We start from the raw sequence: 13,615 nt of genomic DNA on the forward strand, positions 1-13,615 counted from the left end.
AACACGGAAGTTAAGCTCACCTGCGCCGAAAATACTTGTCTGGAGACGGACCGGGAAAATAGGTAATGCCAACACAAAAAGGACGAACTTTTTTAGAAGTTCGTCCTTTTTAGTTTTGCGTGGAAGATGCTGTTCCAAATAGCGGTACATGAAGTCGCCCCGAGATCGTCGGGGCGGCGGGTTACAGAAAGCAAATGGCTTTGATTATAGCGAACAGCAACACGCACCATACAATAATGATTGGAATTGAATAATACCATTTTTTAGGTTTTCCGTCTTCCCACAGCTCCTCCGCATTTCTTTTGCTTTTTATCCAGACTTCTTCTGGAATTAGTTTGATTGTTAATGCTACTAACGCAGGCAAAAGAATGATTTTTGCAATCAACGGAGTATCTTTCTCCTTTAATGCTATAAAAATGGCTGGGATATCGGATTTTAATTTTTTTGCTCGTTGTTTTATGTTCATTGACTAATTTCCTCTGTAAATTACAGTTAAGCTTTGCGCCCCACTTGCTACAACCAAGTGGGGCGCAGTTGTCATTCGGCAGGAAAGGAAGTCTTACACTCGGTAACGCTTCTGTTTGATATAGGAGCAGTGGAGGAGGGTGTGGGCCAAAGGACTGCCCGGCTCGCCCAAATAGTTGTGATACACGATCTGGACGACCGGATTTTTATGACTACGGCGGTACTCCATCTCCTCGTCCTGTTTATACAGCGCCGCCGCCCGTAGCCCCTTGATATCGGTGAAGTTGCGCACATCGGCATGCTGAATGGGTTGGCCGCCACCATTGATACAGCCGCCGGGGCAGGCCATGAACTCTACAAAATCGTAGTGCAGAGAGCCGTCCTTAATTCCGTCCAGCACCACCTTGACATTGTGCAGGCCGGAGGCGACGCACACCCGCACCGTGCGGCCGGGAAGCTCGTAGGTGGCCTCTTTGACACCCTCCATACCACGGACCTCATGGTATTCCAGAGGGGCCATACCATTGCCGGTGAGTTCCTCCACCACGGTACGCAGGGCAGCCTCCATCACGCCGCCGGAGGCGCCGAAAATGGTGGCGGCGCCGGTGGAGATGCCCAGCATCTCGTCAAACGCTCCATCAGGCAGGTGATCGAAGAGCAGGCCGGCCTGGGTAATCATGCGGCCCAGCTCCCGGGTGGTGAGGGATACGTCCACCGGCATACAACCGTTGGGCAGCCGCTGCTCTTCCCGGCGTACCTCGTACTTTTTGGCGGTACAGGGCATGATGGACACCACAAAAATGTCCTGGGGATCAATGCCCGCCTGCTCGGCGTAGAAGGTTTTGACCAGAGCGCCGAACATCTGCTGGGGAGAGCGGCAGGTGGATACATGGCGGATCATCTCGGGGGCGTGCTGCTCCATATAGCGGATCCAGCCGGGGGAGCAGGAGGTGATAAGGGGAAGCACACCATCGCCTTTCAGCCGGTGGAGGAACTCGGTGCCCTCCTCCATGATGGTGAAGTCGGCGGCGGTGTCCACATCAAACACCTTGTCAAAGCCCAGACGGCGCAGGGCAGTGACCATTTTACCCTCCACATTGGTACCGATGGGCATACCGAAGCACTCGCCCAGGGTGACCCGGATGGAGGGGGCGGGACCCACCACAACGTGCTTTTTGGGATCGGCCAGAGCGGCCAGAACCTGGGCGGTGTCATCCTTTTCAGAGAGCGCACCGGTGGGGCAGGCCACAATACACTGGCCGCAGGATACACAGTCCACCTCGGCCAGATCCCGGTCAAAGGCGCAGCCGATGTGGGTGTTGAAGCCCCGGTCGTTGGGACCAATGACCCCTACCTCCTGGGTAGCCCGGCACACGGCGGTGCAGCGGCGGCACAGGACGCACTTGGAGTTGTCCCGTACCAGATGGGGGGCGGAGTCCTCGATCTGAGGGGGCATGTTATCGTTGGCATAACGCACCGCATCAATGCCCAGGTCAGCGGCCAGCTGCCGCAGCTCACAGTGGCTGTTGCGGGGGCAGGTCAGGCAGTCCATCCGGTGGTTGGACAGGATGAGCTCCAGGGTGAGCTGGCGGGATTTGCGCACCCGCTCCGTGTTGGTGTATACCTCCATGCCCTCAGCCACGGGATACACGCAGGAGGCCACCAGACTCTTGGCTCCCTTGACCTCTACCACACAGATCCGGCAGGCGCCGATCTCATTGATATCCTTCAGGAAGCAGAGCGAAGGGATATTGAAGCCTGCGGAACGGGCTGCCTCCAGCACCGTGGTCCCGGCGGGAACGGTGACGGGAATATCGTTGATGTGCAGAGATACCATCTTTTTTTCTTCCATGTCCGTTCCCTCCCTTACTGCTTGCTGATGGCGCCAAAGCGGCAGTGCTCCATACAGGCGCCGCATTTGATGCACTTGGACTGGTTGATGATATGGGGAGCCCGCACCGCACCGGAAATCGCGCCGGTGGGACAGCCCTGGGCACAGCGGGTACAGCCCTTACACTTGGCCGGGTCTACCACATACTGGATCAGGGCCTTACATACCCCGGCAGGACAGCGCTTTTCGTAGATATGGGCCTCATACTCCGACCGGAAGTGCTTCAGGGTGGAGAGCACCGGGTTGGGAGCGGTCTGGCCCAGGCCGCACAGGGCGGACTGCTTGATGTGGTTGCACAGCTCCTCGATGGTGTCCAGGTCCTCCGGTTCGCCGTTGCCCTCGGTGATCTTGGTCAGCAGACCCAGCAGGCGCTTGGTACCGATCCGACAGGGGGCGCACTTGCCACAGGACTCGTCCACGATAAACTCCAGGTAGAACTTGGCGATATCCACCATGCAGTTGTCCTCGTCCATCACGATCAGGCCGCCGGAACCCATCATGGAGCCGATGGAGGCCAGGGACTCATAGTCAATGGGGGTGTCGATGAGGGAGGCGGGGATACAGCCGCCGGAGGGGCCGCCGGTCTGGGCGGCTTTAAATTGCTTGCCGCCGGGAACGCCGCCGCCAATGTCCTCCACCACCGTGCGCAGGGTGGTGCCCATGGGGACCTCTACCAGGCCGGTGTTGGTGATCTTGCCGCCCAGAGCAAAGACTTTGGTGCCCTTGCTCTTCTCGGTGCCGATGGCGGCGAAGGCCTCCGGGCCGTGATTAAAGATCCAGGTGATGTTGGCATAGGTCTCCACGTTGTTGAGGAGCGTGGGCCGGTCAAACAGACCCTTGACCGCAGGGAAGGGGGGACGGGTCTTGGGCTCGCCCCGGTAGCCCTCGATGGAGCGCATGAGGGCGGTCTCCTCGCCGCAGACAAAAGCGCCGGCGCCCAGCCGCAGCTCCAGGTCAAAGTCAAAGCCGGACTCAAAGATATTTTTGCCCAACAGGCCGTATTCCTTGGCCTGACCGATGGCGGTCTCCAGCCGCTTGACGGCGATGGGGTACTCTGCCCGGACGTAGATATAGCCCTGATGGGCACCCACGGCGTAGCCTGCAATGGTCATGGCCTCAATGATGGTGTGGGGGTCGCCCTCCAGCACAGACCGGTCCATGAAGGCGCCGGGGTCGCCCTCGTCGGCGTTACAGCAGACGTACTTGATGCCGTCAGAGCTTACCGCGTCGTGGGTGAACTGCCACTTCAGGCCGGTGGGGAAACCGGCGCCGCCCCGGCCCCGGAGACCGGAGGCCTTTACCACGTCGATGACCTTCTGGGGCGGGATCTGCTCAGTGAGGATCTTGCCCAGGGCGGCATAGCCGTCCACGCCGATGTACTCGTCGATGTTCTCCGGGTTGATGACGCCGCAGTTGCGCAGAGCGATGCGCTGCTGGTGCTTATAGAACTGGGTTTCGGTCAGAGAGGTGACCGCGCCCTCCTCGGCCACATTCCGGTTGAGCAGGCGTTTGACGATACGGCCCTTCACAATGTGCTCGGAGACGATCTCCTCCACATCGTCCACGGTAACATGGGTGTAGCAGGCCCCTTCCGGGTAGACCGTGACAATGGGACCCAGGGCACACAGGCCGAAACAGCCGGTGCGTACCACTCTGGCCTCCTTGTCCATACCTTGGGCCACCAGCTGCTTTTCAAATTCCGCAATGATCTGCTCACTGTTGGAAGAGGAGCAGCCGGTGCCGGTGCAGACCAGGATGTGGGAACGGATAAAACTCATCTCTTCACCCTCCCTTATTCCGCCGCGCCGATGGTGTACTCTTCCACCACCCGGCCGTTGACCAGATGCTCACTGACGATGGAGGCCACCTTTTCGGGCGTCATTTTCACATAGGTGACCTTCTCCTGGCCGGGCACATAGACCTCCACGATGGGCTCCAGACGGCACACGCCGATGCAGCCGGTCTGGGATACCGTCACATTCTTCAGATCCCGCTTGTTGACCTCCTCCAGCAAGGCGTTGAGGACCGGCCGGGCGCCGGCGGCAATGCCGCAGGTGGCCATGCCCACCACCACACGGATACGGTCGTCGCTGGCGTCCCGCAAATCGATCTGCTGGCGCATCTTGTCCCGGATGGCTTGCAGTTCCGCGAGAGTTTTCATGCTTTCATCCCCTTATGTTCTCGTAACAGCATTTCCTGTTCTTGTAAGTAATCTTTGAGCCAGAGGATAATCTCCGGCTCTGCCAGGGAGAGCTCCGGTCCCAGCTGGGCCCGGATTTCTTCGGTGGTCAGCTGGAAACAGGCCTCGTCCACAGTGTGGGTGTAGCGCAGCTCCAGCTGGGGGGCGCCCTGGATCAGCAGGGTGATGGTGTCCCCCATATCTCCCACCGGCGGACAGTCGATATGGGTAGGGTGGAACAGGGCGGTGACGGTAGTACCCACCCCTTCCGTGCTCTCAATGGTCAGGCTGCCGCCGGTCTGCTCCACCGCCATGCGCAGCAGCGGCAGACCCATCCCCATCTTGCGGGTGGTGCGGGTGGTGGTAAAGGGGTCGCTGACCCGGGCCAGCAGCTCAGGACTCATGCCCTTTCCGGTGTCCGCTAGGGTGAGGGTGATGGCCTCCGGTGTTTCCAACAGAGTCAGATCCAGCCGGGAGGCGTTGGCGGTAATGGAGTTTTGGGCAATGTCCAATGCGTAAAGGGCGATTTCTTTCATGGTGGTTCACCCCTGCTCCGCGGTTTAACGCTTTTTGTCACGCTATGCGCCCTCCGCAACGGCGTCCAAGCCCCTGCGACTGCACAAGCCGGCCTCCGGCCCCCAGTGGGGCCTGCGGTCCGTTTGTTTCGCTCCGGGTCTTAGCCGCCTGCTCCCGGGCGCTCCGCGCTTCTTAATTTGTCACGCTGCGGCGGCTGCTCCGCACGCCTTCGCGCTTCTTAACTTGTCACGCTGCGCACGCTTCGCGGTCGGGGATGCCTTCCCTCCGTCTCGGGCTGGTCTGCGGGTCGCCCTGCGGCCCTGCGCTCGCCCTCGCTCCGATCCAGGCACCCCTGCTCAGCGGCTTAACGCTTCTTATTTATACATATCCAGAATGGGCCCCACCTGGTCGGGGGTGAGGCGGCCATAGACGTCGTTGTTGATCATCATGACCGGAGCCAGACCGCAGGCGCCCACGCACCGGCAGGAGTCCAGGGAGAACTTGCCGTCGGCGGTGATGGAGCCGGGGACGATACCCAGCTTCTGCTGCACTGCGTTCAGAATGGCGGCCGCGCCCTTGACGTAACAGGCGGTGCCCAGGCAGACCGAAATCTGATACCGGCCCTTGGGGTTGAGGGTGAACTGGGCGTAAAAAGAGGCCACCCCGTACACCTCGGACAGGGGGATCTCCAGCCCTTCCGCCACGATGATCTGGACTTCCTCCGGCAGATAGCCGAAGATCTCCTGGGCGGCTTGGAGAACAGGCATGGTGGCCCCCGGCTGTCCCTTATGCTCGGCGATGACCTTCCGCAGGCGCTCTTCCTGCTCGGCAGTCCCACGATAGGGGACGACGGTCTTGCAGTTTGGCATGAGTGCGTCCTTCCTTTCTGAAATAATGAGTTTAGTTTTACTTTCTTAAGGCACTATTATAGCGAAAAAAAGCCATTTGTAAAGCGTTTCCATTGTTAAAAATATAAAACCAAACAGTTTAAATTAAAGTATTGCACAAAAATCATAGATGTAAAAAAGGGCCCTGTTGACACATCAGTACTTTTTCGCGGGATAAGAAAAGACGGATGGAACCAACAGGGCCAGTAGTTACTTTATGGAAAGTATAGCACATCTAATTTGGATTGTAAAGAAAGTTGTCTTGACCACTGTCCGGAGGGTGGCAGGCCAGCCTTTGGATCACAGCCTGGGGGGAACATTCCGGCAGGTCCAAGGTATGCTCCGCTCCCCAAACCTGGTCCAGGTAGTGAGCGTCAGAGTTGGTCAGCAGCTGGAGCCCTGCCAAATCAGGCCGCCGAGCCAATTCGGGGGGGCAGTGGTGGGACAGCTCGGCGGCGGTAAAGCCCAGGTCCGGGTCCCACAGGCCCAGTACCCCCAGTAGGGAAAAGGAGGGGCGGTCAATGTGAGAGGGGAAGGCGGCGCCTCCCCAGGCTGATACCAGACTTGGTACCTGAGCCAGGGGAATATCGGTGCTGCCCGCCAGGAAGGCGGATTCCTCCCCCAGAACACCGTCTTCATCATCCATCCGCAATTGCCGGCCAAAGCGGGTGGGATCGTTGCGAATGGGGGGGAGGTGCCGGGTGATTTCCCGGGAAAAGTCCTCCGCTTGTTCCGGATCGGGGAAGAGGCAGACCACATGGATTTCCTCCTGGGTACATAGCTCCATGCCCGACAGGACGGTGAGACCATGAAGCTGAGCGGCCCGGCAGAAGGAGGCACAGTTGCCGCAGGTGTTGTGGTCGGTGAGGGCCACGATCTGCAATCCGGCCAGAGCGCACATGGCGGCCAGATTGGCGGGGGTCATCTCATCGCTGCCGCAGGGCGATAAACAAGAATGGAGGTGCAAATCATAATAGAAATGCAAGGAGTAAAACCCCCTTTCCCTCACTGGGGGACGGACAGTACCTGCCCCAGCTGACAGGCGGCGGCGAAGGTGTCCGCCCCGATGCCCAGCAGATTGACCTCCTTCTCTTCCGCGCGTCGGAGCAGGTCGGCGTCTGGCTGGACCCCCTCGGTGAGGATCACACAGGCCACGTCGGCCATCAGGGCCACAGCGGCCACATTCTGATTGGACATGATGGTAAGCCAGGCGCTGTCCTGCCCCGCCCGGCCCATGACCCAGCTGAGCAGATCGCCCACATATCCGCCGGTCACCAGCCGCTCCGGCTGGGCCAGATGGAATACCTTCAGCTCCAGAGCGGAAATCAATTCCTGTACTGTCATGCTTATTACCTCCTCTGATTGCCCCTGATTGGTATGAAAAAAGGGCGCGCCGCAGAAGTTACGCTCTGCGGCGCGCCCAATGGCTACTGTTTGACCGGTTCGCTTTTGGGATGGCGGAAAGGCGGCGGCAGATAGTCGTCCGCCTCCTCCTTGCCGGCCATGGAGCGCATCCGCTCCCGCACCTTGAAGATACAGTCGTCCTCCGAGGCCCGGCCCAGGATCACATCCTCCGCGAAGGCGTGACAGGAGGGCGCACCGCAGGACCCGCAGTGCAGGCCGGGCAGATGAGACTCCAGCTCCTGAATCCGCAGCTGCTTGTTGAGGGCGGCTCCCAGGTCCTGATCCAGCACAAAGGTGGGTAAGTACTGCAGCTCCTTATCCCGGCGTACAATATCCCGATCCTTCCCCTCAAACTGGAACCGGTTGCGGGACACGGGCTGTCCTTTCATCAGGCTCTTCAGCCGCATCTTGGCCGCATAGGGATTTTCCACCGTGAAGCAGCCGCCCACACACCCCTGGGTGCAGGCGGACAGCTCCAGAAAGTCGGCCTCCGGCAGGCGGCCGTCCTCGATCTCCTCCAGCATACGGATCACATTGCCAACGCCGTCCACCGACACGCACCGATCCCCCAGCCGGGCGGCGCTCTCGCCGCCGCAGGAGGCCCAGCCCATGCCGATGATACCGGAGGAGGCCATGGGCTCCACGTTTTCCAGGTGCTTCATAGGGCTTAAAAGCCGCAGGTAGATGTCCCGGATGGCAAAGGCTCCATCCAGCACCGGATGGCTCAGGCCTTCGGAGACACGGGCGGCGGTGACCTTGGAGGAGCAGGGCACGATGGCGAACACGCCGATCTTCTCCGGGGGCAGGCCGGTTTCCTGTTCCGCCTCCCGGCGGGCCAGGATGGCCGCCAGCTCCATGGGGAGAATGGTACAGGCCACATGACCCATCAGCTTGGGAAAGCGCATCCGAATCAGCCGGAGCACCGTGGGACAGGAGGAGGAGATCTGAGGGGTCACTGAGGAAGCGCCGGAACGGATGCACTGCCGCTCAAAGTCGGAAAGCATCTCGGCGGCCTTGGATACCTCATAGACCTTGTGAAAGCCGATTTGTAAAAACGCGTTGAGGATAATATCTATGTTGTCCAGATTGTGGAACTGCCCGTAAAGGGCGGGCTCCGGCAGGGCAACGCAGTACTCATACCGGGTCAGCACGTCCAGCTCGTCGCCCACCGATTTGATGGCCTTGTGGGGACAGACCCGAATACAGGAACCGCAGTCGATACAGCGGTCGGGCAGAATGGTGGCCTTGCGGCCACGCACCCGGATGGCCTCGGTGGGACAGCACTTGATGCAGGAGGTACAGCCTCTGCACCGGCGGTTGTCCAGTACCACGGAATGCCTCATAGCCATGGGACTGCCTTACCTCCCTTCGCCAGAGACAGGATTCACTGCGGAATCTTGATCTTGATGGTGACGGTGGTGCCCTTGCCCACCTCGGTGTCGATGATCATCTCATCGGAGTAACGCTTCATGTTGGGCAGACCCATGCCTGCGCCAAAGCCCAGCTCCCGCGCGGTGGAGCCAGCGGTGGAGTAGCCCTCCTGCATGGCCTGCTCCACGTCGGGGATGCCCGGGCCGGTGTCGGCCATGCGGATGACGATCTGCTCAGGCTCCACTTCCACCTCGGCCTGTCCGCCGTCGGCGTGAATGACCATGTTGATTTCGCCCTCATACATACAGATGGAGGCCCTGCGGATCACATCCTGAGGCAGACCCAGCTTTTTCAGGGTGAGCTTCATCTTGCTGGAGGCTTCGCCGGCCTCAATCAGGTCGCCGCCCTCCACGGGGTATACAAGTCTAATCGTTTCCATCGCAATTCCCTCGCAATCCATTGTAGTAAAGCAGACCACAGGCCTCGTACATGCGCTTGGGGCAGGTCATGACCACGATATCCCGCTCGGCGGCCAGATCGAGAATGTCCTGTCCCGGTACCTTGCCCCGGACAAAGACGATACAGTTGATCTCCACCATGTCCGCTGTGCGCACTACCTGAGGGTTGACCAGTCCGGTGAGCAGCAGAGCCTGATTTTTGACATAAGCCAGTACATCGCTCATGAAATCACTGCCGCAGGCGGAGTCCACCTCCCAGTCCAGGTGGTCCTCCCCACATAGTACGGTGGCCTTCAGGATTTCCTTGATGTCGGAAAGCAGCATTGCCATCTCCCCTTCCGTGGAAAAACTAAACTCTCAGTTTATGGGCATTGTACCACAAAACCACGCGGAGTGCAAAGGGTTCGTTGAAATATTCACAAAGTTTTTCCCGCCGCAAATTTGGTTTTGGTCATTCCGGGCTATTGACATTCCGGGAAGGGGGCGGCTATAATATGCTTTATCAAGATAAAGCGGTCAAGTGTTTACCGAGCTGAACGTCCGCTGTCTTGGGTATTTGTATGAAAAATAGGAATCAAGGAGGCCATCTATCATGGGTAACGAGCGAGTCTACAATTTCTCCGCAGGCCCGTCCATGCTCCCCCTGGAAGTGCTGGAGCGTGCTGGAGCCGAGATCACCAACTATCAGGGTTCCGGCATGTCAGTTATGGAGATGAGCCACCGATCTAAGGTGTTCCAGAAGATTTTTGACGACACCCAGGCCAAGCTGCGCAAGCTGATGAACATGCCGGAGGGATACAAGATTCTGTTTCTCCAGGGCGGCGCCTCTTCCCAGTTCTCCATGGCGCCCCTGAACCTGATCGGCAAGACCGGAAAGGCCGACTACGCCGTCACCGGCAACTTCTCCAACATCGCCTATAAAGAGGCCCAGAAGTACGGCCAGATCAACCTGGCCGCCTCTTCCGCCGATAAGAACCACACCTACATCCCCGCCCAGGACCAGTTGAAGCTGGACCCTGAGGCCAGCTACTTCTACTACTGCGCCAACAACACCATCTACGGCACCGAGTGGCAGTATATCCCCGAGACCAACGGCGTGCCCATCGTGTGCGATATGTCCTCCGACATTCTCTCCCGCCCGGTGGACGTGAGCAAGTACGGCATCATCTTTGCCGGCGCCCAGAAGAACATGGCCCCCGCCGGTCTGACGGTGGTTATCATCAAGGAGGAGCTGGCCGGCCACGAGCTGCCCTATACCCCCCTGATGATGAACTATAAGACCATGATCGACAAGGATTCCATGTACAACACTCCGCCCTGCTGGTGCATCTATATGCTGGGTCTGGTGCTGGACTGGCTGGAGGAGCAGGGGGGCATCCCCGGCATGGAGGCCATCAAGCACGGCAAGGCCCAGATGCTGTACGACGTCATTGATTCCTCCAAGTTGTTTACCTGCGCCGTGGAGCCCGGTTCCCGGTCCGATATGAACGTGGTGTTCCGCACCGGCAGCGACGAGCTGGACGCCAAGTTTGTCAAGGAGAGCGTGGAGGCCGGTTTTACCAACCTGAAGGGCCACCGCTCCGTGGGCGGTATGCGCGCGTCCATCTACAACGCCATGCCCACCGAAGGCGTGGAAAAACTTTGCGACTTCATCAAGGCGTTTGACAAGAACAACTGACAGGAGGTAGCGTCGTCATGTTTCGCATCAAAACATTGAATAAAATTTCCCCCGCCGGACTTTCCGTCCTGGATCAGACCCGCTTCTCCGTCAGCGAGGACGTGGAGAACGAGGACGGCATTCTGGTCCGCTCCGCCGATATGCACGAGTATCCCTTCCCGGACTCCCTGCGGGCCATTGCCCGAGCGGGGGCGGGTACCAACAATATCCCCATCGACCGCTGTTCTGAGGCGGGCGTGGTGGTCTTCAATACCCCCGGCGCCAATGCCAACGCCGTAAAGGAGCTGGCGGTGTGCGGCCTGCTGCTGGCCTCCCGGAAGATCACCGCCGGGTCTGAGTGGATCAAAGCTCAGGCCGCCGACGGCGCCGACGTGGAGAAGGTGGTGGAGAAGGGCAAGAGCCAGTTTGTGGGCCCTGAGCTGTCCGGTAAGATGCTGGGCGTCATCGGTCTGGGGGCCATCGGCGTGCAGGTGGCCAACATCGCCACCAAGCTGGGTATGACCGTCTTTGGCTATGACCCCTTCCTCAGCGTGGATGCCGCCCTGTCCCTGTCCAGGCTGGTCCACCGGGCCATGGACCTGGAGACTATCTACAAAAACTGCGATTACATCACCCTCCATGTGCCCCAGACCCCCGAGACCCGGGGCATGATTAACGAGGACGCCTTTCACATGATGAAGGGCGGCGTGCGCATCCTCAACCTGGCCCGGGGCGGCCTGGTGAACGACGATGATATGCTGGCGGCGCTGGACTCCGGCAAGGTGGCCGCCTACGTCACCGACTTCCCCAACAACAAGATCCTTCAGGGCAAAAATGTCATTGCCATTCCCCACCTGGGAGCCTCCACCCCTGAGAGTGAGGAGAATTGCGCTGTCATGGCCGCCCAGGAGCTGAAGGACTACCTGGAAAACGGCAACATCAAAAACTCCGTCAACCTGCCCACCCTGGTGCAGGAGTGGAGCGGTGTGTCCCGGCTGTGCATCATCCACCGGAACGTCCCCGGCGCCATCGCCAACATTACCGGCCTGCTGTCTAAGGAAGGGGTCAACGTGGAGAACATGACCAACAAGTCCAAGAAGGACTACGCCTATACCGTGGTGGACATGGGCAGCCGTATCAGCGAGGCGGTGGTTGACGAGATCCGGGGCCTGGACGGCGTGTGCCGGGTGCGGGTGCTCAATCATTGAGGATTGACAAGCCTGTCAAAACAAGTTAAAATTGAGCGTGCAAGGGAGCTTCCGCGAGGAGGCTGAGAGGAGGGGAGAGTCCCTCGACCTGACCTGATTTGGGTAATGCCAACGTAGGGACGCAGCATATCTTCCGTGCGAAGCCTCCTTTTGGGGAGGCGTATCAAGACGTACAGAATCGCGGCAGGTCCCGTTGGGGCCTGCCGCTTTTTGCGCCCTGACCCATCAAGAGAAAGAAGGAATGGACCATGAAATGCGTATTGACCATCGCCGGCAGCGACTCCAGCGGCGGGGCCGGTATTCAGGCTGATCTGAAGACCATGACCTGCCTGGGGGTGTACGGCATGAGCGCCATCACCGCCCTTACCGCCCAGAACACTACCGGCGTTCGGGACGTGCTGGAGGCCACCCCGGAGTTTGTGGGAGAGCAGCTGGACTGTATTTTTGAGGACATCCGGCCCCAGGCCGTCAAGATCGGCATGGTGTCCTCTGCCCCCATCATCCGGGTGATTGGACAGAAGCTGCGGCAGTACGGGGCGGAAAACATTGTGGTGGACCCGGTGATGGTGTCCACCAGCGGCTCCGCCCTCATGCAGGACAGCGCCCTTACCGCCCTGATGGAGGAGCTTTTCCCCCTGGCCAGCGTCATCACCCCCAACATCCCCGAGGCCCAGCGGCTGTGCGGCTTTGCTATCGAGACAGAGGAGGATATGCTGCGGGCCGCCCCGGCCATCGGGGCCACCCTCAGCGGGGCGGTGCTGGTAAAAGGGGGGCACCTGAGCGCTGCCGCCGACGATCTGCTGTGGCAGAGGGGAGAGGAGCGTTGGTTCAAGGCGCCCCGGGTGGATAACCCCAACAACCACGGCTCGGGCTGTACCCTGTCCTCCGCCATCGCCTCCTTCCTGGCTTTGGGGGAGGATCTGCCCGGCGCAGTGGGGAAGGCCAAGCAGTATATCACCGCCGCCATGGAGGCCAGGCTGGACCTGGGCCGGGGCAGCGGTCCTCTGTGGCACAACTACGCCATCCCCCAGGGGGGCGCGGTGGAGATGGGGAGGGCAGAGCGGTGAGAGAGCGCACTGCCGCCAAGAAGCTGACCATTGCCAGCCTCCTCACCGCCGTGGCGGTGGTGGGCAGCCTCTTTTCCTTTCCGATTCTGGGCTCCCGATGCGCCCCGGTGCAGCATATGGTAAACCTTCTGTGCGCCGTCTTTCTGGGGCCGGGCTACGGGCTGGCTACCGCCTTTGCCGCCAGTTTTTTACGCAATCTGCTGGGCCTGGGCACTCCGCTGGCTTTCCCCGGCAGTATGGTGGGGGCCCTGGTGTGCGGCCTGACCTATGCCAAGACCCACAACCTGGGGGCCACCTGTGTGGGTGAAGTCTTTGGCACCGGCATTTTGGGGGGCCTGGCCGCCTGGCCCATCGCTACCCTGATTCTGGGTCAGACCGCGGCGGTGTATGCCTACATGGGTCCCTTCCTGGTGTCCACCGTGGGCGGCTCTATCATTGCCGGGGTGGTGCTCTTTGCCCTGAAACGCTCCGGCGGTCTGGGGGTCATGCAGACCCTGGTCAGGCGGTGAGGG

The 13,615-nt window shown here is 60.0% G+C and carries 15 protein-coding genes and 1 riboswitch; of the genes, 4 read left to right on the plus strand and 11 right to left on the minus strand.

All coding sequences use genetic code 11. From position 1 onward, the window contains the following. Positions 1 to 181: 181 nt before the first annotated feature. The 11 genes from Q0J75_RS06590 to Q0J75_RS06640 all read right to left on the minus strand — a co-directional run bounded on the left by Q0J75_RS06590 (position 182) and on the right by Q0J75_RS06640 (position 9,495). Positions 182 to 466 carry a hypothetical protein gene (locus tag Q0J75_RS06590; protein ID WP_297198499.1) on the minus strand — a complete coding sequence of 95 codons (285 nt, stop codon included), beginning with the start codon at positions 464 to 466 and terminating at the stop codon, positions 182 to 184. 93 nt (positions 467 to 559) lie between these two features. Beyond that, positions 560 to 2,317 carry an NADH-dependent [FeFe] hydrogenase, group A6 gene (locus tag Q0J75_RS06595; protein ID WP_297198502.1) on the minus strand — a complete coding sequence of 586 codons (1,758 nt, stop codon included), beginning with the start codon at positions 2,315 to 2,317 and terminating at the stop codon, positions 560 to 562. A gap of 14 nt (positions 2,318 to 2,331) precedes the next feature. Continuing rightward, positions 2,332 to 4,134 (minus strand): NADH-quinone oxidoreductase subunit NuoF, encoded by a 1,803-nt coding sequence (locus tag Q0J75_RS06600; protein ID WP_297198505.1) that lies wholly within the window; start codon positions 4,132 to 4,134, stop codon positions 2,332 to 2,334. Positions 4,135 to 4,148: 14 nt separating this feature from the next. After that, positions 4,149 to 4,517, minus strand: coding sequence for a (2Fe-2S) ferredoxin domain-containing protein (locus Q0J75_RS06605; RefSeq protein WP_297198508.1), 369 nt, complete (start codon positions 4,515 to 4,517; stop codon positions 4,149 to 4,151). Beyond that, positions 4,514 to 5,071, minus strand: coding sequence for an ATP-binding protein (locus Q0J75_RS06610; RefSeq protein ID WP_297198511.1), 558 nt, complete (start codon positions 5,069 to 5,071; stop codon positions 4,514 to 4,516). The genes Q0J75_RS06605 and Q0J75_RS06610 overlap by 4 nt, the downstream gene beginning before the upstream one ends. Positions 5,072 to 5,425: 354 nt before the next feature. Continuing rightward, entirely contained in the window at positions 5,426 to 5,920 is a 495-nt protein-coding gene (nuoE, locus tag Q0J75_RS06615; protein ID WP_297198514.1) for an NADH-quinone oxidoreductase subunit NuoE, read from the minus strand. Positions 5,921 to 6,173: 253 nt separating this feature from the next. Beyond that, entirely contained in the window at positions 6,174 to 6,923 is a 750-nt protein-coding gene (locus Q0J75_RS06620) for a PHP domain-containing protein (protein WP_297198517.1), read from the minus strand. Positions 6,924 to 6,943: 20 nt separating this feature from the next. Beyond that, positions 6,944 to 7,282, minus strand: a complete 339-nt coding sequence (locus Q0J75_RS06625) for a DRTGG domain-containing protein (RefSeq protein ID WP_297198519.1) — start codon at positions 7,280 to 7,282, stop codon at positions 6,944 to 6,946. Positions 7,283 to 7,365: 83 nt separating this feature from the next. After that, positions 7,366 to 8,691, minus strand: coding sequence for a [Fe-Fe] hydrogenase large subunit C-terminal domain-containing protein (locus Q0J75_RS06630; RefSeq protein WP_297198522.1), 1,326 nt, complete (start codon positions 8,689 to 8,691; stop codon positions 7,366 to 7,368). A 35-nt stretch (positions 8,692 to 8,726) separates the two neighbouring features. Next, positions 8,727 to 9,152 carry an ATP-binding protein gene (locus tag Q0J75_RS06635; protein ID WP_297198525.1) on the minus strand — a complete coding sequence of 142 codons (426 nt, stop codon included), beginning with the start codon at positions 9,150 to 9,152 and terminating at the stop codon, positions 8,727 to 8,729. Beyond that, complete coding sequence (locus Q0J75_RS06640; RefSeq protein WP_297198613.1) at positions 9,139 to 9,495, minus strand: DRTGG domain-containing protein; 357 nt, start codon at positions 9,493 to 9,495, stop codon at positions 9,139 to 9,141. Before Q0J75_RS06640 ends, Q0J75_RS06635 begins: the two co-directional genes overlap by 14 nt. Positions 9,496 to 9,763: 268 nt before the next feature. On the opposite strand from Q0J75_RS06640, the gene serC reads away from it, so the two are divergent. The 4 genes from serC (at position 9,764) to thiW (ending at position 13,612) form a co-directional block, all read left to right on the plus strand. Continuing rightward, positions 9,764 to 10,849 (plus strand): 3-phosphoserine/phosphohydroxythreonine transaminase, encoded by a 1,086-nt coding sequence (gene serC / locus Q0J75_RS06645; RefSeq protein WP_297198527.1) that lies wholly within the window; start codon positions 9,764 to 9,766, stop codon positions 10,847 to 10,849. A gap of 17 nt (positions 10,850 to 10,866) precedes the next feature. Next, complete coding sequence (locus tag Q0J75_RS06650; RefSeq protein ID WP_297198530.1) at positions 10,867 to 12,036, plus strand: phosphoglycerate dehydrogenase; 1,170 nt, start codon at positions 10,867 to 10,869, stop codon at positions 12,034 to 12,036. A gap of 31 nt (positions 12,037 to 12,067) precedes the next feature. Continuing rightward, positions 12,068 to 12,174: riboswitch (TPP riboswitch) on the plus strand. A gap of 110 nt (positions 12,175 to 12,284) precedes the next feature. Then, entirely contained in the window at positions 12,285 to 13,103 is an 819-nt protein-coding gene (thiD, locus tag Q0J75_RS06655) for a bifunctional hydroxymethylpyrimidine kinase/phosphomethylpyrimidine kinase (RefSeq protein ID WP_297198533.1), read from the plus strand. Further along, complete coding sequence (thiW, locus tag Q0J75_RS06660; RefSeq protein WP_297198536.1) at positions 13,100 to 13,612, plus strand: energy coupling factor transporter S component ThiW; 513 nt, start codon at positions 13,100 to 13,102, stop codon at positions 13,610 to 13,612. Before thiD ends, thiW begins: the two co-directional genes overlap by 4 nt. Positions 13,613 to 13,615 lie beyond the last annotated feature (3 nt).

Source organism: uncultured Flavonifractor sp., from assembly GCF_944385615.1.
Classification (GTDB): Bacteria; Bacillota; Clostridia; order Oscillospirales; family Oscillospiraceae; genus Flavonifractor.